Origin of the sequence: Mycobacterium paraffinicum (assembly GCF_001907675.1) — a bacterium.
GTDB classification, from domain to species: domain Bacteria; phylum Actinomycetota; class Actinomycetes; order Mycobacteriales; family Mycobacteriaceae; genus Mycobacterium; species Mycobacterium paraffinicum_A.
In genome coordinates this window covers 1-25,990 of sequence record NZ_MPNT01000033.1, presented here as the reverse complement: position 1 = coordinate 25,990, position 25,990 = coordinate 1, and the positions used below count along the sequence as shown (strand labels likewise).

Sequence of the window (25,990 nt, the reverse complement as noted above, 5' to 3'; positions counted from 1 at the left end):
GCCCTAATCCATCGTGGGGATCACGAATTCGGCCCCGTCCTTGATGCCGGACGGCCACCGCGACGTGACGGTCTTGACCTTGGTGTAGAACTGGATCGACGCCGGGCCGTGCTGGTTGAGGTCGCCGAAGCCCGAGCGCTTCCAACCGCCGAAGGTGTGGTAGGCCACCGGAACCGGGATCGGCACATTGACGCCGACCATGCCCACCTGCACCCGGGACACGAAGTCACGCGCGGCGTCGCCGTCGCGGGTGAAGATCGCGACCCCGTTGCCGTACTCGTGCTCCGACGGCAGCCGCAGCGCTTCTTCGTAGTCGTGGGCGCGCACGATGCACAGCACGGGTCCGAAGATCTCGTCGGTGTAGATCGACATGTCGGGGGTGACGTGGTCGAACAGGGTTGGGCCGATGAAGAATCCGCCCTCGAGGCTGGCGTCGTCGAACGTCAGGTCGTCGCTGGCGCGTTCGCGCCCGTCGACCACGATCTCCGCGCCGGCGGCCACGCCCTGCTCGATGTAATCGCGCACGCGCGCCAGGGCGGCCTCGGTGACCAGCGGGCCGTAGTCGGCCTTGGGGTCCAGGCTGTGCCCCACCCGCAGGTTGTTGATCCGGTCGACGAGCCTGGCGCGCAACCGATTCGCGGTCTGCTCGCCGACCGGAACCGCGACGCTGATCGCCATGCAGCGTTCACCTGCGCTGCCGTAGCCGGCGCCGATCAGCGCGTCGACGGCCTGGTCGAGGTCGGCGTCGGGCATCACGATCATGTGGTTCTTCGCGCCGCCGAAGCACTGTGAGCGCTTGCCGGTGGCCGCGGCCGTCGCGTAGATGTACTGCGCGATGTCGGAGCTGCCGACGAAGCCCACCGCCGCGATGTCGGGGTGGTGCAGGATGGCGTCGACAGCCTCCTTGTCGCCGTGCACGACCTGGAAGACGCCGGGCGGCAGGCCCGCCTCCAAGAAAAGCTCGGCTAGCCGCACCGGGACCGAGGGGTCGCGCTCGCTGGGCTTGAGGACGAAGGCGTTCCCGCACGCCAGTGCCGGCCCGGCCTTCCACAGCGGGATCATCGCCGGGAAGTTGAACGGCGTGATGCCCGCGACCACGCCCAGCGGCTGACGCAGCGAGTACACGTCGATGCCGGGACCGGCGCCCTCGCTGTACTCGCCCTTGAGCAGGTGGGGGATGCCGACGGCGAACTCGATGACCTCGATGCCGCGCTGGATGTCACCGCGCGCGTCGGCCAGCGTCTTGCCATGCTCGAGGGACAGCAGCTCGGCGAGCTCGTCCATGTGGTCGTTGACCAGGTCGATGAAACGCATCATCACCCGCGCGCGACGCTGCGGATTCCATGCGGCCCAACCCTTTTGGGCCTCGACGGCCGAGGCCACCGCGGCATCGACGTCGGCCTTGCCCGCCATCGGCACCTGCGCCTGCACCGCGCCGGTGCTCGGGTTGAGGACGTCGGCGGTGCGGCTGGACTGGCCGGCGGTGCGCTGCCCATCGATGAAGTGCGGGATCTGTGTGCTCATGGTGCCCTCGGGTCGTCGTTACTCAGCGAATACTTGCATATCCTAGTAACTTGGCTCGGGCGTGGCAAGGCGTTCAGTGCTTGCGTACGACCCGCTCGGCTTCGCCGCGCTTCCAGATCGTGATGTCCAGGTGGCCATCGGTCACCTCGACCGCAGACCCACCGGTCACGTCGGCCCGATAGAAGTGGTCGAACTCCTGCCCCCGAATGTCCAAGCCGGTCTCTTCGTAGAGCGCTTCGGCGAATCGTTCACGCACGGCCCCGTCCGCGACGTCCTCGACGACGCCGAACAACTTCGCGTCCCCCTCTTTGACCTCGGTGTCGACGGTGGCGGTGTGCAGGCAGAAACGCGGATCGCGAGACAGGTCGTGGAATTTGGTCGTACCCGGCATACCGACGATCCAGAGCTGATCCTCGAAGATCCTCGGCTCGATCGGGCTGATCCGGGGAAATCCGTCCGAGCGAAGCGTGGCCAGCATGCACAGGTTGCCGGTCGCGGCGTGGCGGCGGGCGAAGACGGTCGCGATGCGCGGAGCGACTTCCGTGAACTCTCTCCAGCTGATCATGGTCGCGACCGTAGCCTCACACGGGGTAGTTCCCGACCTCCAGGTCCGCCAACAGGCTCGGATGGGTGGGGCGCCAGCCGAACCTCTCTCGCGTCAGCTCGCTCGAGGCCGGCTGGTCCAGGGCGAAGATCGCGCCGAGGAACCCGAAGTGCTCCGCCGGGACCGACGCCGCGCGGAGGTCGAGCTGGCGCCCGATGGCCTCGGCGAGCGCGCGCATCGGGTCGCCCTCGTCGCCGACGGCGTGCGCCACCGTCCCGGGGGTGGCCTCCTCGAGGACCACGCGAAACAGTCGTGCGGCGTCGAGGACGTGCACGGCGGGCCAGCGCTGGGTGCCGTCGCCGACGTATCCGGATACCCCGGTTCGGCGGGCGGCCTCGACGAGCAGCGAGGCGAAACCGCACGGCCCGCCCGCCCGATGGACGGAGCGGGGGAGGCGGACGACCGCCGAGCGAACCCCTCGGCCCGCCAGTTCCAGGGCGGCCTGCGCGTTTCGGCCGCGGCCGCCGACGGGCCCCTCGGTCGGAATCGAATCGCGCTCGGTGGAAGTACGGCCGGGGATGGGAGGCGTGCCCGAGGCCATCACGAACGGTTTTCCGGTCCCGTCGAGCACGGCACCGAAAGCCTCGACGGCACCGGCCTCCTGGGCGACCGCCTTCTCGAAATCGTCGAAGTGCAGGAACGCGAGGTGAATGACCGCGTCGGACTCCATGGCGCCCGTGCGCAGGCTCTCCGGGTCGTCGAGATCGCCGGGCAGCACGTCGGCCCCCAGGGACTTGGCGGCCCGCGCCGACGCGTCGGAGCGCGCCAGCGCCAGGACCTCGTGGCCCGCGCCGATGAGCTCGGGCACGACGGCCGAACCGATCCCGCCGGTGGCGCCGGTGACGAAAACGCGCATGAGCATCTCCTCGAGTGATGGGACTTAGGTCTCATCACGCTAGCAGAGTGATGGGACAAATGTCGCATCGCTACGATGACCGGATGCCCCGCTGGGAACCGGATGCGCGCGCGCGGTTGGTCGTCGCCGCCCTCCAGCTGTTCGCCGAGCAGGGTTACGACCGGACCACCGTCGCCGAGATCGCCGACCAGGCCGGCCTGACGAAGAGCACCTTCTTCCGGTACTTCCCCGACAAGCGCGAGGTGCTGGCCGCCGGCCAGGAGACCCTCGCTCGACTCCTGACGGAAGGCATCGCCTCGGCGCCACCGGACGCGAGCCCGCTCGCCGCGGTTGGCGCCGGGCTGCAGCGGGCGGCCGGGCCGATGACGCCGTTCAATCGCCAGCTGGGTCCCCGGCTGCAGGCCGTCATCGCCAGCAGCACCGAGCTGCAGGAGCGCGACGCCCTCAAACAGGTCGGCCTCGCTGCGGCCATGGCGGACGCGCTGCGCGCCCGGGGTGTGCCGGACCGGGCGGCGGCCCTGGCGGCCGAGTTGGGCGTGCTGGCGTTCAAGGAGGCCTACGCCGAATGGCTCGCGGCGGACGACGACCAGGACCTCGCCGAATTGGCCCGCAAGGCCCTGGACGACCTCCGCGCCGCGGCCGCCGACATCGGCTGAGCGCGCTAGCCTTCAGGCGTATGCGCACCATCGAGGCCGACTACCTGGTGGTCGGCGCGGGCGCCATGGGCATGGCGTTCGTCGACACGCTGGTCACGGAGACGTCGGGCACGGACACCCGCGTGGTGCTGGTCGACCGCTACCACCAGCCGGGCGGGCACTGGACCATGGCCTACCCGTTCGTCCGCCTGCATCAGCCCTCGGCGTTCTACGGTGTCAACTCGCTGCCGCTTGGCGGCGGCTCGATCGATCAAATCGGTTGGAACCAAGGCCTTTACGAGTTGGCCACGGCGGGGGAGGTGTGTGCCTACTACGACCACGTGATGCGCCGGCAGCTGTTGGCGAGCGGGCGGGTCACCTACTTCCCGATGAGCGAGTATCGCGGTGATGGCCGCTTCACCACGCTCGCGGGCGACGATTACACCGTCACCGTGGCGCGCCGCATCGTCGACGCCACGTACATGCGCGTCACGGTGCCGGCCATGCGCCCGCCGCCCTACGCGGTCGCGCCGGGCGTCACCTGTGTGCCGCCCGGCGACCTGCCGAGACTCGGCGCCCACGAGCGTTATGTGATCGTCGGGGCCGGCAAGACCGGCATCGACACCTGCCTGTGGTTGCTCGGCCAGGGCATCGCGCCGGACCGGCTGACGTGGATCATGCCGCGCGACTCCTGGCTGCTCGATCGCGCGACGATGCAGCCGGGGGCGTTGTTCGCCGACGTCATCAAGAACAGCTTCACCGCGCAGCTGCGGGCCATCCGGGACGCGACATCGATCGAGGACCTGTTCGCGCGGCAAGAGGACGCCGGCCTGCTGCTGCGTATCGACCCGGCGGTGCGCCCGACCATGTACCGCTGCGCGACCGTCACCCGGCCCGAACTCGATCAGCTCCGGCGGATCGGCGACGTGATCCGGATGGGACATGTGCGGCGCGTCGAGGCGGACCGGATGGTCCTCGACGGCGGCACGGTGACACGCGTCGGCGACGCGCTGTACATCGACTGCACCGCCGACGGCGCCGAAAAACGGCCCGCCACACCGATTTTCACTGCCGACCGGATTACGTTGCAGGCCGTGCGCGGCTGCCAACAGATCTTCAGCGCCGCGCTGATCGCCCACGTCGAAGCCGCGTACCCCGACGACCTGGTGAAAAACGAGCTGTGCGTGCCGTTGCCGCATCCCGACACCGACACGGACTGGCTGCGGCTGGCGCGGGCCGACTACGCCAACCAGCTGCGCTGGCTCGACGACCCGGACCTGACCGCCTGGATGTCCGCGGCGCGCCTGGACCTGTTCGGTCACCTGATCGGCCACCTCCTGCCGCCGGCCTCGGCGAAGCCCCGGGTTCGCGAACGGATACTGGGCATCGCCAAGTCGGTGTTTTCGGCCACCGCCACCAAGCTCGACGAGCTGCTCAGTGAACAAACCTCGCTCGCCGCACCGTGATATCCGGTGTAACCCGGCTCGATATTCATCGGGTGGAGGAGGCACGTGGCGGCAGCAAACGAACCCGTCAAACGGCCGCTGCGGGCGGTGCCCGACAGCGGCTTTGACGACGGCTATCCCGATTGGGAAGCGGTGTACCAGGACAACGCGTCCTGGGTGTATCGCACGCTGTTCGCGCGGGTCGGCAACCGGGCCGACGCCGAGGACCTCACGGCCGAGGTCTTCCTCGCGGCGCTGCGGCCGCTGCGGCTGACCGCGAGCGTCGGCGAGGTGCGCGCCTATCTGCGGGTCACCGCGCGGACGGTGCTGGCCGCGCATTGGCGCGAGACCCTGGGCCGGGCGATAACCTCGATCGACGACATCGAACAGCCACCGGAGAGCGAGGAGGCGATCAGCACGGCGCCGCAGCGTGTCGCCCGGGTCCTGGACAACCTCCCGGACCGTTACCGCCACATCCTCGAATTGCGCTTCCTGCAGGGTCATTCGATCAAGGACTCCGCGGCGGAGCTCGGGGTCAGCGTCGCCAACGCCAAGGTGCTACAGCATCGCGCGCTGCGGCTGGCGGCGCAGGTGAACGAGGGGGGCGCATGAACGCCCGAGGGTTACGCCGATACGTCGACGACCTGTTGCGGGGCCGGCGGCCCAGGCCGTTCGCCCCCGACGACTTCGAGGCGGCGCAGCTGCGCACGGCGATCGAATTGCGCGCGGCCGGGCGCAGGGGCGAGGCGCCGCGCCCGGAGTTCCTCGACGACCTGCATCGCCGCCTCGCCGAACAGATGTCCGACGCCCGGGGGGAAGTGGCGCCCAAGCGCAACAACACCCGCCGCCAGGTCATCGTCGGCACGTCGGCGGCCGCGGCCGCCGCGGTCACCGCGGTGTCCATCGACCGAGCGGTGATCAGCGGTCGAACCGGTGGCATGCCGGCCGCCGACAACGCGCCGCTCACGCCGAATGCCGGGACCTGGCAGCGGGTGGCGGCCAGCTCACAGGTGACCGACGGGGTCATGCACCCGTTCGACCTCGGTTCGGTGAGCGGATTCGTGCGCCGTGTCGACGGCAAGCCGCAGGCCATCTCCGGGGTATGCACCCACCAGGGCTGCCGGTTGTGGTTCGACGCGCCCGACGACACGCTGCGCTGCCCCTGTCACTCGACGTCCTTCTCGCCGAGTGGGCAGGTGCTCACCCATCAGTTGCCGATCGCCCCGAAGCCGTTGCCGCCGTTGCTGGTTCGCGAGGTCGACGGTGTCATCGAGGTCTTCGCGCCCCCGCGTCCCGACCAGCCCGCCTGAGCGGTGTAACGCGTCGCCCTATCTATGGGCATGACGCCTACAAAGCTTTCGGCGGCCGCGCTGGCCGCCGCGCTGCTGGCGGCCTGCTCGGCTTCGCGGCCCGCCGCCGGCTCCAGCCCCAGCATGTCGATGGGTTCGGTGTCCGTCTCCGCGCCGACGGCGCCGGTGAGCGGCAACCAGGTCAACATCGACGGCTTCGCGTTCGCGCCCGCCACGCTGACCGTCGCAACGGGCACCACCGTCACGTGGACCAACCGAGACGAAGAGCCGCACACCGTCGCCGCGAGCGACGGTTCGTTCCATTCGCCCGGGATGGGGACCGGGGCCACCTTCACCCACACCTTCACCGACCCCGGCACTTTCGACTACGTGTGCTCGATCCACCCCATGATGCGCGGAACCGTGGTGGTGACCCGATGAACCCGAACATGAGTCGCCGCCAGCTGATGCGGCACACGGCGTGGTTCGGCGCGGCGGTCGGGTTCTCCGTGGTTGGCGGCGAAGTCATTTCGCACGTCGCCGGCGCGGCCGCCACCGAGCACACCCACGCCCGCCCGGCCCTGCGGTTCGCGCAGATCAGCGACAGCCACATCGGCTTCACCGGGGCGCCCAACCCGGACGTCGCCGGCACGTTCGGCCACGCCATCGACCAGGTCAACAACCTCGGCTACACACCGGATTTCGTGGTGCACACCGGCGACCTCACGCACCTGTCCAGCCCAGAGCAGTTCGACCAGGTGAGGCAGATGATGACCGGCCTGAAGACGCCGCACGTGTTCACCGTGCCCGGGGAGCACGACTCGGTGGACGACGCGGGCCAGAAGTACCGCAGCGCCTTCGGTGCCGGATCCGTCGGTGACGGCTGGTACAGCTTCGACACCGCGGGCGTCCACGTGATCGCGCTCGTCAACACGTTGAACCTGCGCAAACTCGGCCATCTGGGCACCGACCAACTGGAGTTCGTCGAGAAGGACGTCGCGCGGCTGCCGAGCGACACCCCCATCATCGTGTTCAGCCACATCCCGTTGTTCGCGATGTACCCGAACTGGGGCTGGGGCACCGACGACGCGACCCAGGCGCTGTCCTACCTGCGCCGGTTCTCGTCGGTCACGTGTCTGAACGGGCATGTGCACCAACTGTTTTCCAAGACGGAGGGCAAGGTGACGTTCTACAGCGGGACGACGACCGCGTACCCGCTGCCGAAGCCCGGCGACGGGCCCGCGCCCAAACCGGTCACCCTGCCCGCCGGCAGGCTCCGCGATGCCCTCGGCATCCGCGAGGTGAGCTACACCAAGGGCGAGACCGTCCTGGCGTTGAAAGAGCAGCCCCTGCAATGACTGTCCTGATTCGGATCGGCCTGGCGGTGTCGCTGGCCGTCAGCGCCGCCAGCCACGCCTACCTGTATGTCCATGGCTATCGCCATATCCCGGACATCGGCGCCGCCTTTCTGGTCCAGGCCAGCGCCTCGTTCGCCATAGCGCTGCTGATTGTCCTGGGCGGTCCCGAATGGCTCCGCTGGGCGGCGGCCGCCGTGGCGGGCGGGTCGCTGGTCGCATTCACCCTATCGAGGACGGTTGGCCTCGACGGCTTTACGGAGCGTGGCTGGGATCCGGCCCCGCACGCCGCGATTACTGTGGCCGCTGAGGTGCTGACGGTGCTGCTGTGGGCGGGGGATCTGGCGACTGTGCGGGGTCGGGAAGTTTGTCAGTCGGCTCGTCAAGCATGAGGTCCAACATGTCGGCCGCTTGCTCTTCGGCCGCCCACTTGGTCAAGAGCCGAGATTTGAGCGACATCGCGGGCTTTTCGACCAGGAACCAGCTCAGCGCGGCTAACGGCAGCGTGGCTATCGTCGCAACGCTCGCGTGCACAATCGGATTCGGAACGCCAACCCACGAGATCATCAGCAACTGCTGAATCGGAAAGGCGTAGATGTACACGCCGTAGGAGAGATCCGTGCGCAGTCTGAGGCGGTGGTTCTGCAGCAGGGCGCCGCTGGCGACGATGGCGTACGCGAGTGGGATCCCACCGAGCTGCCGGTAATACGGGAGCAGTGTGCCGCCCAGCGCAACGACTACCACGCACACCCACACGAGCGACCACCGAGCCGGGATCTTGGCCCGCCATTGGTAGAGCAAGGCTCCCGCCGCGAACATGACGGCGAAGCGCGCGCTCGCGGCCGCGAAGTTGGAAACCATCGGCTCTTCGATGCCGAAGTCGAAGCGCGCCAACGACGCCTCGCTCAGCACCGCGATTGCCACGATCGTGGGTGAGACCCACCGGCGGTTGGCAAGGCCGGCGACGCCGATGGCGGCCACGGCGAAGTAGCAGCCCAGCTCGAACATGAGTGTCCACAGCGAACTGTTCCAGGTCCCCGGATACGGGATCCCGCTAGGCGTTCCGCCCACATCGACCTTGAGGGTGGCCACCGCGCTGTTCATTAGGACGTACTCGAAGGGCGCCGAGGACAGCACCAACTTCATCGCCGAACCGCCCTGGATCTGAACACCGATCGGGGCGATGACGAATGCGGTGACGACCAGGCAGACATAGAAGCCGGGGAGGATGCGCAGGGCGCGGGCCGCGAGATAGTCCCGGACGTGGGGATGACGAAGCCAGCTTGCTGTGATGAGGAATCCCGAGACGGCGAAGAAGCCGTCGACCCCTCCCGCGCCAAGGAGGTGTCCAACCATCCCGGACGGCAAATGATGTCCCGTAAGGGTGAAGGAGTGGCCGAGGATCACCGACGTCGCCAGCGCCAACCGCCACGCGTTCAGGGCGTTATTGCGCGGATCGAACACCTGCCCGAGTGTCACGCGTCTTCCTGTCGTAGCCCCCGAGCTGGTCGCGGAACCATAAAATACTCTATGAAGTTGGGAAGCCCGTGTCTTCCGGGACTGCTCACCCACGACTAGGGGTATCAGGTGCCTCTCGGGTGCCGCGATCGCCGCTCGCACCGTCGGGTACGGGGGCGGCCGACCTGCTCTTGAGGCGATATTTGAGAGATCTCGCCGGCTTCTCGACGAAAAACCAGCTCGCCGCGGCCAGGGGCAAGGTGGCCGCCGCCACAACCAGCGTGAACACCATCGAAGGCAGGCTGAGAAGTCCGCTCACGGCAAGCAGCTGCTGCGTGGGATACGCGTAGATGTAAGCGCCGTAGGACAGATCGGTACGCAGCCTCAGCCGCTTGTTGTGAATCAAAGACCCCGAGACGACGACGGCGTATGCCAGGGGCAGGGCGGCGACGACCCGGTAGTCGGGGAGCGAACCGGCCGCCAGGACGACGGCGACGCTCACCGCGACGAGCCACCATCGGGCCGGAATCACGTCTCGCCACTGATACAGGAATGCCCCGGCCGAGAACATGATCGCGGAGCGGCAAATCAAGAAAAGCAGGGCGGTCCGGACATCACCGCCCTCGTGTTGATTGAGTACATCGGGAAATCTCAGCGGCGGCAGCATCGCGGCCCCGACCGTCGCCGGCAACAAAATCGCGATGGAAACCCACCGATACTTGGCGAGTCCGACTATCCCGATGGCTGCCACGACGAGATAGCACATGATTTCCCAAATGAGGGACCACAGCGAACCGTTCCACATACCCGCATTGGGAATGCCGCGCGGCGTGCCATCGATATCGAATTTGACCAGCGCCACAGCACTGTTCTTCAGAACGTATTCGAGCGGCGCGCCCGATGATATGAGTTTGGTGGGCGACCCGCCTTGAATCGCCACACTGATCGGAGCTATCACGAATGCGGTCACCAGCAGGCAAACGTAAAAGCCGGGCAGGATGCGAAGAGCTCTAGCGGCGAGATAGTCGCGTATCCGCGGGTTGCTCAGCCAGCTCGCGGTGATCAGGAATCCGGAGATCGCGAAGAACCCGTCCACCCCTATGCACAGGAGCAGCTGCAGCACCGCCCTGGCCGACGGGAGGTGACTCCTGACGGAGAATGTGTGCCAGAAGATCACTTCGGCTGCCAGCGCCAAGCGCCACGCATTGAGCGCGTTATTGCGCGGATCGAATACCTGCCCGAGTTTCATCCGCCTCCCCAGTCGTCCGCATAGGGCGCTGCCGGTGTCGTCTCGTCACAGATCGCCAAAGCGGGCGAATTCACGCTACCTGAGGGACTTCTCGGTGGCAAAACCGCCGCCGCCCCATATCTGGTGAGGCATAACGTCGCTCGGCGTCACTGGCGCAAATGACCAGGTCGCCCAGCAACGCCCGAGTGTTCGCGCGGCTACCCTTCGCGCTTGGCGTTGATGAACCGCTGCGTCTCCTCCCAGGAGGGCAGCAAGCCCGACGCGCGGACCTCTTCGAAGCTTGGGGCCGCCGCATCGCGGTCGGACAAGTTGGGGGCGGCGCCGTTGACCAGCGGCCAGTCGATCGCCAGCGCCGGATCCGTGGGGCAGATGGTGTGTTCGCGCTGGGGGTTGTACTCGGCCGAGCACAGATACATCACCGTCGAATTGTCTTGGAGCGCAAGGAACCCGTGCGCCAAGCCCTCCGAGATGTAGATCGTCTTGTGGTCCAGGTCGTCGAGCAGAACCGAATCCCACTGGCCGAATGTCGGTGAGCCCACACGGATGTCGACCACCACATCGAAGACCGAGCCGGACACGCAGGTCACGTATTTGGCCTGGCTCGGGGGAACCTGGGCGAAGTGCAGGCCGCGTAACACGCCAGCGGACGACACCGAACAGTTGGCCTGCCGGACGTCCAGGCGGTGACCGGCGAAGCCGATGAAGTCGTGGTCGGTGAGCCACTCGAAGAGCAGGCCCCGGGAGTCGCCGTGAAGGGCGGGGGTGATCTCCCAGGTGCCGGGGATGTCGAGTTCGCGAACCTTCATCTTATTGACCACGTCCTTCATAACGGGCTTCCGCGGCATCCTTCAAAGGGCGCCACCACAATTCGTTCGCACGATACCAGTCGATGGTGGCGCTCAAGCCCTCCTCGAAATCGGTATGCTTTGGCGCCCAGCATAATTCGTCGTACAGCATCGACGGGTCGATGGCGTAGCGCAGGTCGTGGCCGACGCGGTCGGTGACGTGGTCGAAGTCGTCGGGTTCGCGGCCCATCATCTTCAGCAGCGTGCGCAGCACGCTGAGGTTGTCGCGTTCGCCCTCGGAGCTGATCAGGTACGTGCGGCCGATCTCGCCCTTCTCCAGGATGCGCCGCACGGCGCTGTTGTGGTCATCGACGTGGATCCAGTCGCGGACGTTGGCGCCGCTGCCGTACAGCTTGGGCCGCCGGCCGGTGAGCACGTTGGTGATCTGGCGCGGGATGAACTTCTCGACGTGCTGATACGGGCCGTAGTTGTTGGAGCAGTTGGAGATCGTCGCGCGCACGCCGTAGGAGCGTACCCACGCCCGGACCAGCATGTCGGCGCCGGCCTTGGTGGCCGAATACGGGCTCGACGGGTTGTAGGGCGTCGACTCGGTGAACCGGTTGGGGTCGTCCAGCTCGAGGTCGCCGTAGACCTCGTCGGTCGAAATGTGGTGCAGCCGCACGCCGTGGCGCCGGACGGCTTCCAGAATGGTGAACGTGCCGACCACGTTGGTATGCAGGAACGGACCCGGGTCGTCCAGCGCGTTGTCCACATGGCTCTCCGCGGCGAAGTGCACGACCGCGTCGGACTCGGCGACCAGCCGGGAGACCAGCTCGGTGTCGCAGATGTCGCCGACCACTAGCCGGATCGCATCCTCGACGTCGGCCAAAGACTCCCGCCGCCCGGCGTAGGTCAATGCGTCGAGCACCGTCACGGAGTCCTCGGGGTGTTCGCGGACGGTGCTGTGCACGAAGTTCGCGCCGATGAACCCGGCGCCGCCGGTGACCAGTAACCGCATGGTCAAACCCTAACCGAGCGGATCGGTCAGCCGGCGCGAGTCAGCCCCAGCGGCCCGGCCAGATCGCTCAGCGCCGAAATGAGCGCGTCGTCGTTCTGGCTGTCCAGCACCTGGATGGCCACGTGGTCGGCCCCGGCGTCGCAGTGTTCGCGGAGTCGGTGCGCGATGGCCTCTGGGGTGCCGTGCGCGACCACCGCGTCGATCAGCCGGTCGCTGCCCGGCTTGCGGACGTCGGCTTCGGTGAACCCGAGCCGCAGCCAGTTGTTCACGTAATTGCTCAGGTCCAGGTAGAAGTCGGCATACCTGCGCCCGATGGCGCGGGCCTTTTCCGCGTCCGTGGTGAGCACCACCTTGTGTTCGGGCGCCAGGAACACGGACTTGCCGACCAGTTCGCGGGCCTTGGCGGTGTGTTCGGGCGTGGTGAGGTACGGGTGCGCGCCGGCGCTGCGCTGCGCGGCCAGCCGCAACACCCGCGGCCCGAGCGCCGCGAGCACGCGGCGGCTGGTGGGCACCAGCGCGGCGTCGAGCTCGTCGAGGTAGGAGGACAGCGCGTCGTACGGTTTGACGTACTCTTCGGTGTGCTCGGGGTGTCCGACGCCGACCCCCAGCAAAAACCTTCCGGGGTAAGCCTTTTCGATGCGCTGGAAGGACTTTGCGACGGCCGGGGCCGGCGCCGTCCAGATGTTCACGATCCCAGTGGCCAGTTGGAGCGAGGTGGTCTGCGCCAGGGCCGGCTCCACCCACGACAGCTCGGCGTCCGGCGAACCGCCGATCCAGGCGGCGCCGTAGCCGAGCGACTCGATTCGAGCCGCCAGTTCTCCGGTGATGGATCGGTTGGGCAGCCATACCCCGAACCGGCCCAGGTCGGGTTTGAGTGCTACTGCCTCGGTCATGTACGTCCCCTCCCGGGTCTGCTAGCTCAGTCCGAGCGGCCCCGCCAATTCGGCCAACGCCGGCACCAGGTCTTCATCCTTCGTCAGGACCTGAACCGGCACGTGGTCGGCGCCCGCGGCCAGGTGTTCTTTCAACCGGGCCGCGATCGCCTCCGGCGTGCCGTAGGCGACCAACGAGTCGATCAGGCGGTCGCTGCCCGGCTTGGTGACTTCCTCGTCGGTGAATCCGAGCCGCTTCCAGTTGTTGCGGTAGTTGGCGAGCTGGAAATAGATGTCGAGCGCCCTGCGGCCCACCGTACGGGCCCTCTCGACGTCGGTGGTCAGCACGGCCTTGTGTTCGGGCGCCAGGAACGCCGACGGCCCGATCAGCTCGCGCGCCCGTGCGGTGTGCTCGGGGGTGGTGAGGTACGGGTGTGCCCCCGCGGCGCGCTCCGCTGAAAGCTTGAGCACGCGCGGGCCGAGCGCGGCCACGACGCGGCGGTTGGCGGGCACGCCGTAGTCGTCGAGCTGCTGCAGGTACTCCACCAGCGCGTCGTAGGGCTTGCGGTACTCCGCGTGCGCCTCGGGATGGCCGACGCCGATGCCCAGCAGGAAGCGGCCGGGGTAGGCCGCCTCGATGCGGTGGAACGATTCGGCCACCGGCTTGGCCGCTGCCGTCCAGATGTTGACGATGCCCGTGGCCACCTGCAGGGTGGTCGTCGCTTCGAGGATGGGCTCCACCCAGGCCAGCTCGGCCGGCGGCGAGCCGCCCACCCAGACGGCCCCGTAGCCCAGGGCTTCGATGTCTTTGGCTTGTTGAGGCGTGACGCCGCGTCCGAACGATCCGAACCGGCCGAGATCGGGCTTGCTCGCTACATCGGTCATGGTTGTTCCCAACCGGCGCGGCGGTGGCCCTATTCCAGGCTATTCAGCTGCCTCCGGGTCCGCGACCGGTGGGACTTCGAGCGGCAGCAGCACGATGAACCGGGTGTCGCCGGGCACCGATTCCACCCGCAGATCCCCGCGATGCTTCTTGACGACGATGTTGAACGCCAGGTCCAGCCCCAACCCGGTGCCCTCACCGAACGGCTTGGTGGTGAAGAACGGCTCGAAAATGTGCTCGCGCAAGTCCTCGGGCACCCCGGGTCCGGTGTCGCAGATCTCGACGCGGACCATGCTCTCGCCTTCGCGGCATGTGCGAATGGTCAGCGTGCCGCCCGCCTCGCCCATCGCGGCTATCGCGTTGTCGATGATATTGGTCCACACCTGGTTGAGATCACCTGGATAGCAAGGGATTTCGGGAATGGACCGGTCGAAGTCCTTGGCCACCTGCACGGCGGCATCCCGGCCCAGTCGGTCGGCGAACATGACCAGCGTGCTGCGCAGCAGGTCGTGGATGTCGGCCACTTGGAACGGGGCGCGGTCCATCTGCGAATACTGCTTGGCGTCGGCGACCAGCGCCGAAATCCGTTTGCTCGCTTCCAGGATCTGGTTGAGCAGCAGCTCGCCCTCGACGGTGTACGTCAGCCAGCGGATGGCCTTCTCCAGCGACGTCGACGCACCGAGCTCCTCGGTGGCCGCGGCGATGCGTTCCAGCCAATCGGTGTCGATGCCGCCCTCGACGAAGGTCGGGGCGATGTCCCAGCCGCCCTCGATGCCGTGGTCCTCGAGCCATTCCCCGACGGCGTCCTCCAGATCGGCCGTCTCGATCGCGGTCAGGTTCGTCGAGGCCGACTTGGCGACCTGGGCCGCGACCTCTTCCTGCAGCCGCACCAGCGCCCGTAACGCCTCCGGGGTAACGGTGCCGTCGGCGAGCATCGCGAGCTTTTGGCGCATGCCGGCCACCCGCTGCCGCAGTTCCGACGCCGCGCGGACGGTGGCCGCCGCCGGGTTGTTCAGCTGGTGGGTCAGCCCGGCCGACAGCCGGCCCAGCGCGAGCAGCTTCTCCCGGTTGTCGATGATCCGCCGGGTCCGGTCGGTGCCGACGGCGATGCCGTCGAGCAGGTGGACGGCCATCGGGAACTGGTCCTTCATGAACTGGGCGAACACCGGCGCGTCCATCACGAAGAACCGCGACGGCTTGGTCACGTGCACCGAGGCGTCGTAGCTCTTCTGCTTCCCACCGGTGAACGCCCGCCAGGCGCCGCAGTAGACGCCGCGCTGCGAGGTGCGGTTGGTTTCGATGTCCTGGCCGCCGGAGAGCTTGGACATCGTCAGCTCCCCGTCGATGAGGACGTAGAAGCAGGTCGCCGGCTCGCCCTCGACGCAGATCGGGCCGGGTTCGTAGTTCTCGATGTGCCCGTTGGCACACAACACCGCCAGCTGCTCGTCGCTGAGCGCCTCGAACAGGAACAGGCTGCGCAGTTCGTCGGGCTGACACGGCGTCTTGGCGGTCATGACCCTCCTAGCCCTCGGCCAGGTAGCGGTGCACCAGCATGACGGCCATCGATCCCTCGCCGACCGCGGCCGCGACGCGTTTGGCGGACTCGGCCCGCACGTCGCCGGTGGCGAACACACCCGGCACGCTGGTCTCCAGGTGATGCGGCGGGCGGTCGAGCGTCCACCCGCACACGTTGCGCAGGTCCGGGCCGGTGAGGACGAAGCCGTGGCTGTCGCGGGCGAGCACCCCGTCGAGCCAGTCGGTGCGCGGCGCGGCGCCGATGAAGATGAACATGCGGGCGCAGGTGACGTCCTCGGTTTCCCCGGTCCGGTTGTCGACCAGGGTCAGCCGTTCCAGGTGGTCGGCCCCGACGGCGCGGCGCACCTCAGTGCAGGTGCGCACGGCGATGTTGGGCCGCTGCTGGATCTGCTGGATGAGGTAGTAGGACATCGAGGCATCCAGCGACGGGGCGCGCACCACGATGGTCACGGACTTGGCCTCGCGGGACAGGTACATCGCGGCCTGGCCGGCGGAGTTGGCCCCGCCCACGACGTAGACCTCCTCGCCCGCGCATTCCGAGGCGATGGAGACGGCCGCCCCGTAGTAGACGCCGCGCCCGGTCAGCTCGCCGCAGCCCTCCGCCGGGAGCTGGCGGTAGGCGACGCCGGTGGCCAGGATGACGGCGTGCGCGTCGATCGAGCCGCCGTCGGCGAACCGCACGGTGCGCTTGGGGCCGTTGACCTCCAGCGCCGTGGCGGTGCGGGCGGTGATCAACTCGGCCCCGAACTTCTCGGCCTGCCTGCGCGCGCGGTCGGCCAGCTGGCCGCCGGACACGCCGTCGGGGAAGCCGAGGTAGTTCTCGATCCGCGAGCTCTGGCCCGCCTGGCCGCCCGTCGCGGTGCGCTCGATCAGCACCGTGCGCAACCCCTCGGAGGCGCCGTATACCGCGGCGGCCAGGCCCGCGGGGCCGCCGCCGATGACGATCAGGTCGTAGAACTCCTGCGACGGCGTGGTGGTCAGGCCCAGAGTGTCGGCCAGCTGCGCATCGGAGGGTTCGACCAGCGTGTCGCCGCGTTCGGTGACTACGACGGGCAGCCGCAGGCCGTCCTCGCCGGCGGCCTTCAGCAGCCGTTCGCCGTCGGGATCGTCGGCCATGAACCACGAGTAGTGCAGCCCGTTGCGGGCCAGGAAGTCGCGCACCTGCCAGGACCGCTCCGACCAGCGGTGTCCGATCACCTTGGTGTGCGGGATCGGACGTTCGGGCGCCGAGCGCCACGCGTCCAGCAGGCCGTCGATGACGGGATAGAACTTCTCCTGCGGCGGGTCCCACGGCTTGAGTAGGTAGTGGTCCAGATCGACGACGTTGATCGCGTCGATGGCGGCGTGGGTGTCAGCGTAGGCGGTCAGCAGCACCCGCCGCGCGGCCGGGTACAGGTCCATCGCCCGCTCGAGGAATTCGATGCCGCTCATCTGCGGCATCCGGTAGTCGGCGATGAGCACCGCGACGGTCTCACCGCGCAGCTTGAGCTCCTTGAGCGTGTCCAGGGCCTCGGCGCCCGACTCGGCGCGCACGATGCGGTGCCGGTCGCCGTACTGGCGGCGAAGGTCGCGGGCGACCGCCCGCGAGACCGAGGGATCGTCGTCGACGGTCAGCAACACCGGCTTGCGAGGTTGGGCGGAGGGTTCTGCGGGACTCGCGGGGCTCGTCATTGGGGTTAAGTATGCCCTCGTCAGCGCCCCGGCGGCAGGTCGAGGAGGCCGGCCGGATTTCGCTGCCGGCGATTTTGGGTCAACGGGCCTGACCAGGTATCGTGGGACAACGGTGCGTCATCCGCGCCGACTCTTTGCGTGCCCTGTCTGAGGAATTTCCTGTAACCGGCTCACGTTTCTAGTCGGGCGAATGCTGCGCCGGCAAGGGCGCACATAAAAGGATACGAAACCAAAGACGAGGATTGCTGAAAAGTTATGGCCAAGAAGGACGGTGCCATAGAGGTCGAGGGCCGCGTGGTCGAGCCCCTGCCCAATGCGATGTTCCGCATTGAGCTGGAGAACGGTCACAAGGTGCTCGCCCACATCAGCGGCAAGATGCGGCAGCACTACATCCGCATCCTGCCCGAGGACCGGGTGGTGGTGGAGCTGTCTCCCTACGACCTGTCCCGGGGCCGCATCGTGTACCGGTACAAGTAAGCCCGCATCAGACAACGAGAAAGAACAGGATCGAACAGCCGTGAAGGTGAACCCGAGCGTCAAGCCAATCTGTGACAAGTGCAGGGTGATCCGTCGGCATGGGCGGGTCATGGTGATCTGCTCCGATCCGCGCCACAAGCAGCGCCAGGGCTAGCGGCGATCGCAAGCTCGGCGTAGCCGGGCGCAGCGGGTCGCCGCCATGTACCGAGCCCACCCGCTGAACAACTGAATGATGACCTCCCAGCACCACTGAACGGATAGGCCGTTCATCACGCCCGGACGGAGGCCGGGCCCCGCCCCAAATCTTGGAGCGGGAACGGGCTGGGATTAGACCTCCGCATAGAAAAAGAGGAAACGCCACCTATGGCTCGACTAGTAGGCGTCGATCTGCCGCGCGACAAGCGGATGGAGATCGCGCTGACGTACATCTTCGGCGTCGGCCGTACCCGGTCGAACGAGATCCTGGCAGCTACGGGGATCGACAAGGACCTGCGCACCAGGGACCTGACCGACGACCAGCTGACCCACTTGCGTGACTACATCGAAGCGAACCTCAAGGTTGAGGGTGACCTGCGCCGCGAGGTGCAGGCCGACATTCGCCGCAAGATCGAGATCGGCTGCTACCAGGGCCTGCGGCACCGCCGCGGCCTGCCGGTGCGCGGCCAGCGGACCAAGACCAATGCGCGCACCCGCAAGGGCCCGAAGCGCACCATCGCCGGCAAGAAGAAGGCCAGGTAATCGCCCATGCCACCAGCCAAGAAGGCAGCCTCTGCCCCCAAGAAGGGGCAGAAGACCCGCAAGCGGGAAAAGAAGAACATCCCGCACGGTGCCGCCCACATCAAGAGCACCTTCAACAACACGATCGTGAGCATCACCGACCCCCAGGGCAACGTCATCGCCTGGGCGTCGTCGGGCCACGTCGGCTTCAAGGGCTCGCGGAAGTCGACCCCGTTCGCCGCTCAGCTGGCCGCCGAGAACGCGGCGCGCAAGGCGCAGGAGCACGGCGTGCGCAAGGTCGACGTGTTCGTCAAGGGCCCGGGCTCGGGCCGGGAGACGGCGATCCGCTCGCTGCAGGCCGCGGGCCTCGAGGTCGGCGCGATCTCCGACGTCACCCCCCAGCCCCACAACGGCTGCCGTCCGCCGAAGCGTAGAAGGGTCTAGGTAGAAAGAAATGGCTCGTTACACCGGACCCATCACCCGCAAGTCGCGCCGGCTGCGCACCGACCTGGTCGGGGGCGACCAGGCGTTCGAGAAGCGTCCCTACCCACCCGGCCAGCACGGCCGCGCGCGGATCAAGGAAAGCGAATACCTGCAGCAGCTGCAGGAGAAGCAGAAGGCCCGCTTCACCTACGGCGTGATGGAAAAGCAGTTCCGCCGCTACTACGAAGAGGCCACGCGGCAGCCCGGCAAGACCGGTGAGGAACTGCTGCGCATCCTCGAGAGCCGGCTGGACAACGTCGTCTACCGCGCCGGGCTCGCCCGCACGCGCCGGATGGCCCGCCAGCTGGTCAGCCACGGCCACTTCAGCGTCAACGGCGTGCACGTCAACGTGCCCAGCTACCGGGTGTCGCAGTACGACATCATCGACGTGCGCGAGGGCTCGCTGAACACCGTGCCGTTCCAGATCGCCCGGGAGACGGCGGGTGACCGCCCGATCCCGAGCTGGCTGCAGGTGGTCGGGGAGCGCCAGCGCATCCTGATCCACCAGCTGCCCGAGCGGGCGCAGATCGACGTGCCGCTCGCCGAGCAGCTGATCGTCGAGTTCTACTCGAAGTAAAAGACTTTCGGGCCGCCCGGCTCGGAACCTCAACGGCATCAAATAGCGGGTGCCGAGAAGGAGAAGAAGAAACACCATGCTGATCTCTCAGCGACCCACCCTGTCGGAGGAAGTCCTCACCGACAACCGCTCGCAGTTCGTCATCGAGCCCCTCGAGCCCGGATTCGGTTACACCCTGGGCAATTCGCTGCGGCGCACGCTGCTGTCGTCGATTCCCGGCGCGGCCGTCACCAGCATCCGCATCGACGGCGTGCTGCACGAGTTCACCACCGTCGCCGGGGTGAAGGAAGACGTCACCGCGATCATCCTGAACCTCAAGGGCCTCGTGGTGTCCTCGGAGGAGGACGAGCCGGTCACCATGTACCTGCGCAAGCAGGGCCCGGGCGCGGTCACCGCGGGTGACATCGTGCCGCCCGCCGGTGTCACGGTGCACAACCCCGACATGCACATCGCGACCCTGAACGACAAGGGCAAGCTCGAGGTCGAGCTCGTCGTCGAGCGTGGCCGCGGCTACGTCCCGGCCGTGCAGAACCGGGCCTCGGGCGCCGAAATCGGCCGCATCCCGGTCGATTCCATCTACTCGCCGGTGCTCAAGGTGACCTACAAGGTCGACGCGACCCGTGTCGAGCAGCGCACCGACTTCGACAAGCTGATCCTGGACGTCGAGACCAAGAGCTCGATCACCCCGCGCGACGCGCTGGCGTCGGCCGGTAAGACGCTGGTCGAATTGTTCGGTCTGGCACGCGAACTCAACGTCGAGGCCGAGGGCATCGAGATCGGGCCGTCGCCGGCCGAGGCCGACCACATCGCGTCGTTCGCGCTGCCGATCGACGACCTGGACCTCACCGTGCGCTCCTACAACTGCCTCAAGCGCGAGGGCGTGCACACCGTCGGCGAGCTGGTGAGCCGCACCGAGTCCGACCTGCTCGACATCCGCAACTTCGGTCAGAAGTCGATCGACGAGGTGAAGGTCAAGCTGCACCAGCTGGGCCTGTCGCTCAAGGACAGCCCGCCGAGCTTCGACCCGTCGCAGGTCGCCGGCTACGACGTGGCCACGGGCACCTGGTCCACCGAGGGCGCCTACGACGACCAGGACTACGCGGAAACCGAACAGCTGTAACCAAAAGAAGTCCGTCCCGGCCCTACCTGATACGGGGGCCGGCCCCACTTAGGAGATAGCGCAATGCCCAAGCCCACCAAGGGTCCTCGCCTCGGCGGGTCGTCTTCGCACCAGAAGGCGCTGCTGGCCAACCTGGCCACGTCGCTGTTCGAGCACAACCAGATCAAGACGACCGAGCCGAAGGCGCGGGCGTTGCGCCCGTACGCGGAAAAGCTGATCACGCACGCTAAGAAGGGCACGCTGCACAACCGCCGCGAGGTGCTCAAGAAGATCCGCGACAAGGACGTCGTGCACAAGCTGTTCGACGAGATCGGGCCGTTCTTCGCCGACCGCAACGGCGGCTACACCCGCATCATCAAGGTGGAGCCCCGCAAGGGCGACAACGCGCCGATGGCCGTGATCCAGCTGGTGCTGGAGAAGACGGTGACCTCCGAGGCCGACCGGGCGCGCCGGGTGAAGGCGACCAAGAAGGCCGACGCGCCCGTGGCGGCGGCGGCGCCTCAGGCGGCGGTCGAGCCCTCCGAAGCCGTCGGCCCGACGGCCGAAGAGGTGACCGAGCCGGGCGAGGCCGAGGCCAAGGAGCCAGAGGTCACGGAGGCCGAGGCTGCCGCCGAGGAAAAGCACGACGAGGCCATCGAGGCGCGGGCCGAGGCCGAGAAGGCCGAAGAGGCCGACGAGGCTGACGAGAGTTAACGACTCGGATTCTCAGCTCCGTCTGCGGCTCGACATCGCCTATGACGGAACGAGTTTCGCGGGCTGGGCGGCGCAGGCGGGTCAGCGTACCGTCGCGGGAGTTCTCGACGAGGCGCTGACGACCGTCTTCCGCACGCCCGTGCGGCTGCGGGCGGCCGGACGCACCGACACCGGGGTCCACGCCACCGGTCAGGTGGCCCACGTCGATGTGCCCCTGGCCGCGCTGCCGAAGGCCTACCCGCGCTCACCCCATACCGGCGAGGCGGAATTCGTGCCGCTGATCCGTCGGCTCGGCCGGTTCCTGCCCACCGATGTCCGGGTGCTCGACATCACCCGGGCCCCAGCGGGTTTCGACGCCCGGTTCTCGGCGCTGCGGCGCCATTATGTGTATCGACTGTCGACCGCCCCCTACGGGGCGCAGCCGCAGCTGGCCCGCTACGTCACCGCCTGGCCGCGGCCGCTGGACGTCGACGCGATGGCCGCCGCCTCGCGAGACCTGGTGGGGCTGCACGACTTCGCCGGGTTCTGCCGGCATCGCCCGAACGCCACCACCATCCGCGACCTGCAGCGCCTGGACTGGTCGCGCGAGGGCGACCTGATCACCGCGCACGTCACCGCCGACGCGTTCTGCTGGTCGATGGTGCGCTCGTTGGTCGGAGCGCTGCTGGCCGTGGGTGAGCACCGGCGACCGGTTTCCTGGTGCCGCGAATTGCTCAGCGCCACAAGCCGATCCAGCGACTACGCGGCCGCACCGCCGCACGGGCTGACGCTGGTGAGCGTCGACTATCCGCCCGACGACCAGCTGGAGGCGCGCAACCTGGTCACCCGGGACCTGCGCACCCGCTAAACACGCCGAGCGTGGGGGCTTTGCACGGCTTTCGAGGAATCTTCGTGCATACCACCCACAGTCAACCGGCGCTAGACGCGGCGGGCGACGAAATTCGCGGCCTGGTTGGTCAATCCGGGCACGTAACTCAGGTGGGACGCCCAGCGGGTGCCGCTCGAGCAGATCGGGTCGCCCGGGTTGCACAGGTCGATGGTCTTGCCACCGAATTCCGGGGTCAGGGCGCTCATCAGCTGACCCGCCCGGGCGGACGGGTTGCCGAACAGGGCGACGGCGGCCACGTGATCGGCGGCCGCGGGCGGCAGCGGCTGGCGGAAGCCGAGCCCGGGTAGCGGTGCGGCCGTGACGATGTCGACGACGGCCGCACCCTGCGAATAGCCGCCGAGCACCAGCTTGGTGTTGGGGCAGTTGCCGGCCATCTGCTGGATGTGGTTGCTGGCGTCGTTGGCGCCGTCGGCCGCGGCGAGGAAGTCCTTGTTGGCCGGGTAGTTCACCCCGTAGGAGCCAACGCTTTTGGAAGTCTGCTGGCGCAGCGCGTTGACGAAGGCGCCGCCGACCTTACCGACGCCGGGCGGCTCGTCGGTGCCGCGGGCGAAGACCACCTCGACGCCGGGGCAGGAGGCGAAGGCCCGCGGAAGCAGTTGGGGAGCAACCACTATCGCGGCGCCCGCGAGGAGCCCCGCGCCCAGCGTCAGTGGAATGAGCCGCACCCCACGATGTTAGGGGCGCGTTGGTCGCGGGCGGGTAACGATTCAGACGAGAGGAGCTTGCGGAGTGACCGTGGTCGGCGCGGCCGGCGTGGGCGCGGGGTCGGTTCCGCCGTGGATCGACGGCGGCGACCCGGGCGGGGTCTGCTGACCGTAGACCGGTGACGGCGTGGCGCCGGGGGGAACGGGGCCCAGCGGCGGGCCGAACGCGGGGCTGGACGGGCTCAAGGCGGCCAGTTTCTGGGCGACGAACGCGGCGGCCTGGGTGGTGTAGACCGGGACGTAGCCCTCGGTGTGTCCGCTCCACTCGTTGCCGGGGCCGGCGTGGCAGATCGGGTCGTTGGGGTTGCAGTAGTCGGCGGCCTTCGAGCCCAGCAGCGCGCTCTGAGTGGGCAGCGTGCCGCCGGCGCGGTCGGCCACGTCACCGAACGTGACGACGGCCGCGATGTTGTTGGCGTACTGCTCGGGCAGCTTGTTGCCCCAGCTGATGCCGCCGATCGGGACGCCGGCCACGATGTCCATCACCGACGCGCCCTGCGAGTAGCCGCCCAGCACGATCTTGGTGTTGGGGCACGTTTCCACGCTCTTCTTGACGCGGTCGATGGTGTCGTTGGCGCCGTCGCCGCCGTGCAGCTGCAGCTTGCTGGCGGCGTAGTTCACGCCGTAGGGCAGGATGTTCAGGCCGGTCTGCTGGCGCAGCGAGTCCACCAAGGCGTCGCCGACCCGGCCCAGGCCGGGGGGCTCGTTGGTGCCGCGCGCGAAGATCACCTCGACGTCCGGGCAGTCGAACGCGGAGGCTGTCGGCGTCGCGGCGGGGGACAACAGCAGGCCGGCGGCGGTAACCACTGCAGAAACCCCCGGGCCCACCCAGCGACCTAAGCGGTGGGAGAACACGCCGTAACTTTACCTACCCTAAGCACGGTTCGAAAGTTCGCTGACCTGTGGATGAGTTAAGTGGCCGCGCGGCCGGCCGCCTTACCGTGTGCCCAGGAAGTACGGGGGTTGGGGGATCAGTGCCGGGTCGGCCGGCTACGTGGATGCAGGTCAGCGGTCACCGATTCCTGCTGCGTCGCCTTGAGCGTCCGTTGCTGGGCATTGTTGGTTGCCGACGAGCCGCGTTTCGCTAATCAGTCGCGCTCTGCAGCGGCCAACTCGCAGCCGGCGCGACCGTCTGATTGAGCGGCGTCAACGGGCCCCGCCACCGGCCATTCGGAAGGGTGTACCGCATCGGCTGGGGGGCTGACCTGCTGAACTCGCGATTCGCACGTAACAGCAAATGCCATCACCAGTGCGCTGCCAGCCGTCGCCATAACACGCGCGCCGACGCGGCCTGGTTAAGGATCGAAGAGCGCCAGGCTATCGGTAGAACAGCAGATAGAGATTTCTGTTTTTTCGCTCTTCTGGCGGCTACACGCGCCGCGGTGACCTCAGGATGACTCATCTGAGGCACCCACCGTACGTAGCTGCACTGAATGTTGTAGTGCGACCGACAGTAGAAATCCCAGTTGCCGATCGATGGCCAGATGGTGATTGACTCGCCGTCGAACGCCAGTGCATAGTCAGCCGGGTCGAGATTGCATACGACTTTCGTTCGGCACCCACATGCGCAAAGATGGACTATCAGTGCGTATTGGAGCGATACATAAAGAATGCCTTCTTCGATCTCCGCCGGCACGACATCTGTGAACGTGTGGGCAAAGCGGTAGATGGCGGACATTAAAAATCCTCGTTCACAATGTCGTTGGAGTCTGTCACGTAGAGATGATGGTGGTCGCCGCTTAGGTCGGCGTAGACACCCAGATAGCGCTTCCATCGGTTCACGGCGAGTGCTGCATTCATCGCATTGAGGTCAGCAATCTGGATATTTTGTTGGTATAGATCGTCTGCACCGTCCGTAATGGGAAGCCGTTTGCGGTTGTCCCAGAGGTGTTCGCGGTGGCCGGGCAGGCTGCTTGTGGTCCGCAGTTGGGCGCCGATACGGCCGCTAGTTAGGTATATCCCCATACCGACGTCGATGAAGGCGACGTCGGCGCCTTCCAGCCGCTCGGCGATCATGGCACGGCTGGGATTGTCATCGATCGCGACAAAGACGAAGTCCATGTCGAACAGTTCGCCGATGTTTGATTCGTCGACGAATACAGGGTGCGGGGTGATGCCCCGTCGGAATGTTGTGTAGTGATCACTGAAGTAATCAACCTTCAAAACCTTCGCTGCGATGACGTCAAGAGGGACAGCTCCTGGGTATCTAAATGCGTTGTGCTGCATCAATCGATCGCCGTCATAAAGGTGTATCTGGCTGACAGGTGACTTGGAGACGAGGTCGAGGACATACGCTCCGGTGCCACCGAGTCCTACGATGGCGACACGGTGACCTTCTACCTTGGCGTTGATCGCGGTAATGCCGGCACGTGCTGAAGCAGTGTCGAGGTAGACAAAGGGATTATGGTCCTCATGGTCAGGGACAACCACTGGGAATGTCTGTGCCGTGACGGTTTCGTCGAAGGCGGCGGCATGTTTCGACAACACCGCTATATAGGTGGTTACGAGGTCGTAATAGTCCGCAAACCCCCCTGCCGGCTTGTTTGAGAGAAGGTGGTGGACAACGACACCTGGTAACAATTCACGTTGGGAACTAGCGTTAATCACCCGGTCCAATCGATTACCCATTGAGTCATGCGGGGTCGGGCCGGCCAGGAAAATTGTATGGTCGTTCTGGTAATCAGCAATGTCACCGCTCAGCGTAAGAGCTTTGACCAACGTGCCGGAAACGATGCGGCGACGGGGCCCGAGATAAGGGACATCGCGGACTATGAGGAACGCTCCCTCGGTCTCAATGTTGTAACCATCGGCGCGAAGCCTGGACAGGTCAGGGCTACGACTTATCAGTTGCTGTGACAACGAAAATCATCCCTTCGCGTGTGGGGATGGTTTGGCCATCCTGAAGGATTCCGGTGGGGTGTTTTGGGCCGCCTTTGCGATAAGTCACGCTGTACTCGGGCTCTGGCCCCGGCGGGGTTGGGTAGGCAAGGTGGACCACTGTGGCAAACGAAATAACACCGATGGGTTGTCCGTGGCCATGAAAAAGTACCCACTGGTGGCCAAGTGGAGGTATCCGCTGGTGGCCGGATAAAAGTACCCACCCCGTGTTCGTCGTGTCGATCAGGAACTGCGGGCCCCGGTGGTGACGGTGAA

31 protein-coding genes are annotated in these 25,990 nt (G+C 67.1%); 15 read left to right on the top strand and 16 right to left on the bottom strand.

Annotation, left to right across the window (positions count from 1 at the left end):
* Nucleotides 1–3: 3 nt before the first annotated feature.
* The 3 genes from BRW65_RS25270 to BRW65_RS25260 form a co-directional block, all read right to left on the bottom strand.
* Nucleotides 4–1,524, bottom strand: coding sequence for a CoA-acylating methylmalonate-semialdehyde dehydrogenase (locus BRW65_RS25270; RefSeq protein ID WP_073879320.1), 1,521 nt, complete (start codon nt 1,522–1,524; stop codon nt 4–6).
* 73 nt (nt 1,525–1,597) lie between these two features.
* Nucleotides 1,598–2,089, bottom strand: a complete 492-nt coding sequence (locus BRW65_RS25265; protein WP_073879318.1) for a pyridoxamine 5'-phosphate oxidase family protein — start codon at nt 2,087–2,089, stop codon at nt 1,598–1,600.
* 16 nt (nt 2,090–2,105) lie between these two features.
* Complete coding sequence (locus BRW65_RS25260; protein ID WP_073879395.1) at nt 2,106–2,984, bottom strand: SDR family oxidoreductase; 879 nt, start codon at nt 2,982–2,984, stop codon at nt 2,106–2,108.
* A gap of 83 nt (nt 2,985–3,067) precedes the next feature.
* Here BRW65_RS25260 and BRW65_RS25255 point away from each other — a divergent pair, with 83 nt between their 5' ends.
* From BRW65_RS25255 to BRW65_RS25225, 7 genes are read left to right on the top strand one after another with little or no spacing between them, the layout of a single operon-like run.
* On the top strand, nt 3,068–3,640 hold the full coding sequence (locus BRW65_RS25255) for a TetR/AcrR family transcriptional regulator (protein ID WP_073879397.1): 573 nt from the start codon (nt 3,068–3,070) through the stop codon (nt 3,638–3,640).
* Nucleotides 3,641–3,660: 20 nt separating this feature from the next.
* Nucleotides 3,661–5,085, top strand: a complete 1,425-nt coding sequence (locus BRW65_RS25250) for a hypothetical protein (protein ID WP_073879316.1) — start codon at nt 3,661–3,663, stop codon at nt 5,083–5,085.
* A gap of 45 nt (nt 5,086–5,130) precedes the next feature.
* Nucleotides 5,131–5,676, top strand: coding sequence for an RNA polymerase sigma factor (locus BRW65_RS25245; protein ID WP_073879314.1), 546 nt, complete (start codon nt 5,131–5,133; stop codon nt 5,674–5,676).
* Nucleotides 5,673–6,374 carry a Rieske (2Fe-2S) protein gene (locus BRW65_RS25240; RefSeq protein ID WP_073879312.1) on the top strand — a complete coding sequence of 234 codons (702 nt, stop codon included), beginning with the start codon at nt 5,673–5,675 and terminating at the stop codon, nt 6,372–6,374. Before BRW65_RS25245 ends, BRW65_RS25240 begins: the two co-directional genes overlap by 4 nt.
* 24 nt (nt 6,375–6,398) lie before the next feature.
* A complete protein-coding gene (locus BRW65_RS25235; protein ID WP_073879310.1) occupies nt 6,399–6,794 on the top strand; it encodes a cupredoxin domain-containing protein in 396 nt (131 codons plus the stop codon).
* Nucleotides 6,791–7,711: a metallophosphoesterase family protein gene (locus tag BRW65_RS25230; RefSeq protein WP_073879307.1), complete on the top strand. Its 921-nt coding sequence runs from the start codon at nt 6,791–6,793 to the stop codon at nt 7,709–7,711. Before BRW65_RS25235 ends, BRW65_RS25230 begins: the two co-directional genes overlap by 4 nt.
* On the top strand, nt 7,708–8,100 hold the full coding sequence (locus BRW65_RS25225) for a hypothetical protein (RefSeq protein ID WP_073879305.1): 393 nt from the start codon (nt 7,708–7,710) through the stop codon (nt 8,098–8,100). Before BRW65_RS25230 ends, BRW65_RS25225 begins: the two co-directional genes overlap by 4 nt.
* Here BRW65_RS25225 and BRW65_RS25220 read toward each other — a convergent pair.
* From BRW65_RS25220 to BRW65_RS25185, 8 genes are all read right to left on the bottom strand, one after another.
* Nucleotides 8,003–9,187: an acyltransferase family protein gene (locus BRW65_RS25220; RefSeq protein ID WP_073879303.1), complete on the bottom strand. Its 1,185-nt coding sequence runs from the start codon at nt 9,185–9,187 to the stop codon at nt 8,003–8,005. The two genes, BRW65_RS25225 and BRW65_RS25220, sit on opposite strands and share 98 nt — an antisense overlap.
* Before the next feature lie 85 nt (nt 9,188–9,272).
* Nucleotides 9,273–10,415, bottom strand: a complete 1,143-nt coding sequence (locus BRW65_RS25215) for an acyltransferase family protein (protein ID WP_073879301.1) — start codon at nt 10,413–10,415, stop codon at nt 9,273–9,275.
* A 197-nt stretch (nt 10,416–10,612) separates the two neighbouring features.
* Nucleotides 10,613–11,221: a dTDP-4-dehydrorhamnose 3,5-epimerase gene (rfbC, locus tag BRW65_RS25210; protein WP_073879299.1), complete on the bottom strand. Its 609-nt coding sequence runs from the start codon at nt 11,219–11,221 to the stop codon at nt 10,613–10,615.
* Between the two features lies 1 nt (nt 11,222).
* Complete coding sequence (gene rfbB, locus BRW65_RS25205) at nt 11,223–12,218, bottom strand: dTDP-glucose 4,6-dehydratase (protein WP_073879297.1); 996 nt, start codon at nt 12,216–12,218, stop codon at nt 11,223–11,225.
* Nucleotides 12,219–12,244: 26 nt separating this feature from the next.
* A complete protein-coding gene (locus tag BRW65_RS25200) occupies nt 12,245–13,111 on the bottom strand; it encodes an LLM class F420-dependent oxidoreductase (RefSeq protein WP_073879295.1) in 867 nt (288 codons plus the stop codon).
* A gap of 21 nt (nt 13,112–13,132) precedes the next feature.
* On the bottom strand, nt 13,133–13,975 hold the full coding sequence (locus tag BRW65_RS25195) for an LLM class F420-dependent oxidoreductase (protein ID WP_073879293.1): 843 nt from the start codon (nt 13,973–13,975) through the stop codon (nt 13,133–13,135).
* 39 nt (nt 13,976–14,014) lie between these two features.
* Entirely contained in the window at nt 14,015–15,487 is a 1,473-nt protein-coding gene (locus tag BRW65_RS25190) for an ATP-binding protein (RefSeq protein WP_073879291.1), read from the bottom strand.
* Nucleotides 15,488–15,494: 7 nt separating this feature from the next.
* On the bottom strand, nt 15,495–17,180 hold the full coding sequence (locus BRW65_RS25185; protein WP_073879289.1) for an FAD-dependent oxidoreductase: 1,686 nt from the start codon (nt 17,178–17,180) through the stop codon (nt 15,495–15,497).
* 255 nt (nt 17,181–17,435) lie between these two features.
* Here BRW65_RS25185 and infA point away from each other — a divergent pair, with 255 nt between their 5' ends.
* The 8 genes from infA (at nt 17,436) to truA (ending at nt 22,094) form a co-directional block, all read left to right on the top strand.
* Nucleotides 17,436–17,657: a translation initiation factor IF-1 gene (gene infA, locus BRW65_RS25180; RefSeq protein WP_003418601.1), complete on the top strand. Its 222-nt coding sequence runs from the start codon at nt 17,436–17,438 to the stop codon at nt 17,655–17,657.
* Nucleotides 17,658–17,697: 40 nt separating this feature from the next.
* Entirely contained in the window at nt 17,698–17,811 is a 114-nt protein-coding gene (rpmJ, locus tag BRW65_RS25175; RefSeq protein WP_003879483.1) for a 50S ribosomal protein L36, read from the top strand.
* A 209-nt stretch (nt 17,812–18,020) separates the two neighbouring features.
* The gene (rpsM, locus tag BRW65_RS25170) at nt 18,021–18,395 is read left to right on the top strand and encodes a 30S ribosomal protein S13 (protein ID WP_007167900.1); all 375 of its coding nucleotides are present in this window, start codon (nt 18,021–18,023) and stop codon (nt 18,393–18,395) included.
* A gap of 6 nt (nt 18,396–18,401) precedes the next feature.
* Nucleotides 18,402–18,818 (top strand): 30S ribosomal protein S11, encoded by a 417-nt coding sequence (rpsK, locus tag BRW65_RS25165; RefSeq protein ID WP_046182344.1) that lies wholly within the window; start codon nt 18,402–18,404, stop codon nt 18,816–18,818.
* Nucleotides 18,819–18,828: 10 nt separating this feature from the next.
* Nucleotides 18,829–19,434, top strand: a complete 606-nt coding sequence (gene rpsD, locus BRW65_RS25160) for a 30S ribosomal protein S4 (RefSeq protein WP_073879287.1) — start codon at nt 18,829–18,831, stop codon at nt 19,432–19,434.
* A gap of 76 nt (nt 19,435–19,510) precedes the next feature.
* Entirely contained in the window at nt 19,511–20,554 is a 1,044-nt protein-coding gene (locus BRW65_RS25155) for a DNA-directed RNA polymerase subunit alpha (RefSeq protein WP_055403402.1), read from the top strand.
* 63 nt (nt 20,555–20,617) lie between these two features.
* Nucleotides 20,618–21,247 carry a 50S ribosomal protein L17 gene (rplQ, locus tag BRW65_RS25150; RefSeq protein WP_073879285.1) on the top strand — a complete coding sequence of 210 codons (630 nt, stop codon included), beginning with the start codon at nt 20,618–20,620 and terminating at the stop codon, nt 21,245–21,247.
* Nucleotides 21,234–22,094 carry a tRNA pseudouridine(38-40) synthase TruA gene (truA, locus tag BRW65_RS25145; RefSeq protein ID WP_073879283.1) on the top strand — a complete coding sequence of 287 codons (861 nt, stop codon included), beginning with the start codon at nt 21,234–21,236 and terminating at the stop codon, nt 22,092–22,094. Before rplQ ends, truA begins: the two co-directional genes overlap by 14 nt.
* 71 nt (nt 22,095–22,165) lie before the next feature.
* Here truA and BRW65_RS25140 read toward each other — a convergent pair whose 3' ends face one another.
* The 5 genes from BRW65_RS25140 to BRW65_RS32990 form a co-directional block, all read right to left on the bottom strand.
* The gene (locus tag BRW65_RS25140) at nt 22,166–22,786 is read right to left on the bottom strand and encodes a cutinase family protein (protein ID WP_073879393.1); all 621 of its coding nucleotides are present in this window, start codon (nt 22,784–22,786) and stop codon (nt 22,166–22,168) included.
* Nucleotides 22,787–22,843: 57 nt separating this feature from the next.
* The gene (locus tag BRW65_RS25135; RefSeq protein WP_073879281.1) at nt 22,844–23,692 is read right to left on the bottom strand and encodes a cutinase family protein; all 849 of its coding nucleotides are present in this window, start codon (nt 23,690–23,692) and stop codon (nt 22,844–22,846) included.
* A 388-nt stretch (nt 23,693–24,080) separates the two neighbouring features.
* On the bottom strand, nt 24,081–24,515 hold the full coding sequence (locus BRW65_RS31480) for a DUF6527 family protein (protein ID WP_139273235.1): 435 nt from the start codon (nt 24,513–24,515) through the stop codon (nt 24,081–24,083).
* Nucleotides 24,515–25,696, bottom strand: coding sequence for a ThiF family adenylyltransferase (locus BRW65_RS25130; RefSeq protein ID WP_073879279.1), 1,182 nt, complete (start codon nt 25,694–25,696; stop codon nt 24,515–24,517). The genes BRW65_RS31480 and BRW65_RS25130 overlap by 1 nt, the downstream gene beginning before the upstream one ends.
* Nucleotides 25,671–25,835 carry a hypothetical protein gene (locus BRW65_RS32990; RefSeq protein ID WP_432206454.1) on the bottom strand — a complete coding sequence of 55 codons (165 nt, stop codon included), beginning with the start codon at nt 25,833–25,835 and terminating at the stop codon, nt 25,671–25,673. Before BRW65_RS32990 ends, BRW65_RS25130 begins: the two co-directional genes overlap by 26 nt.
* Nucleotides 25,836–25,990: the final 155 nt, after the last annotated feature.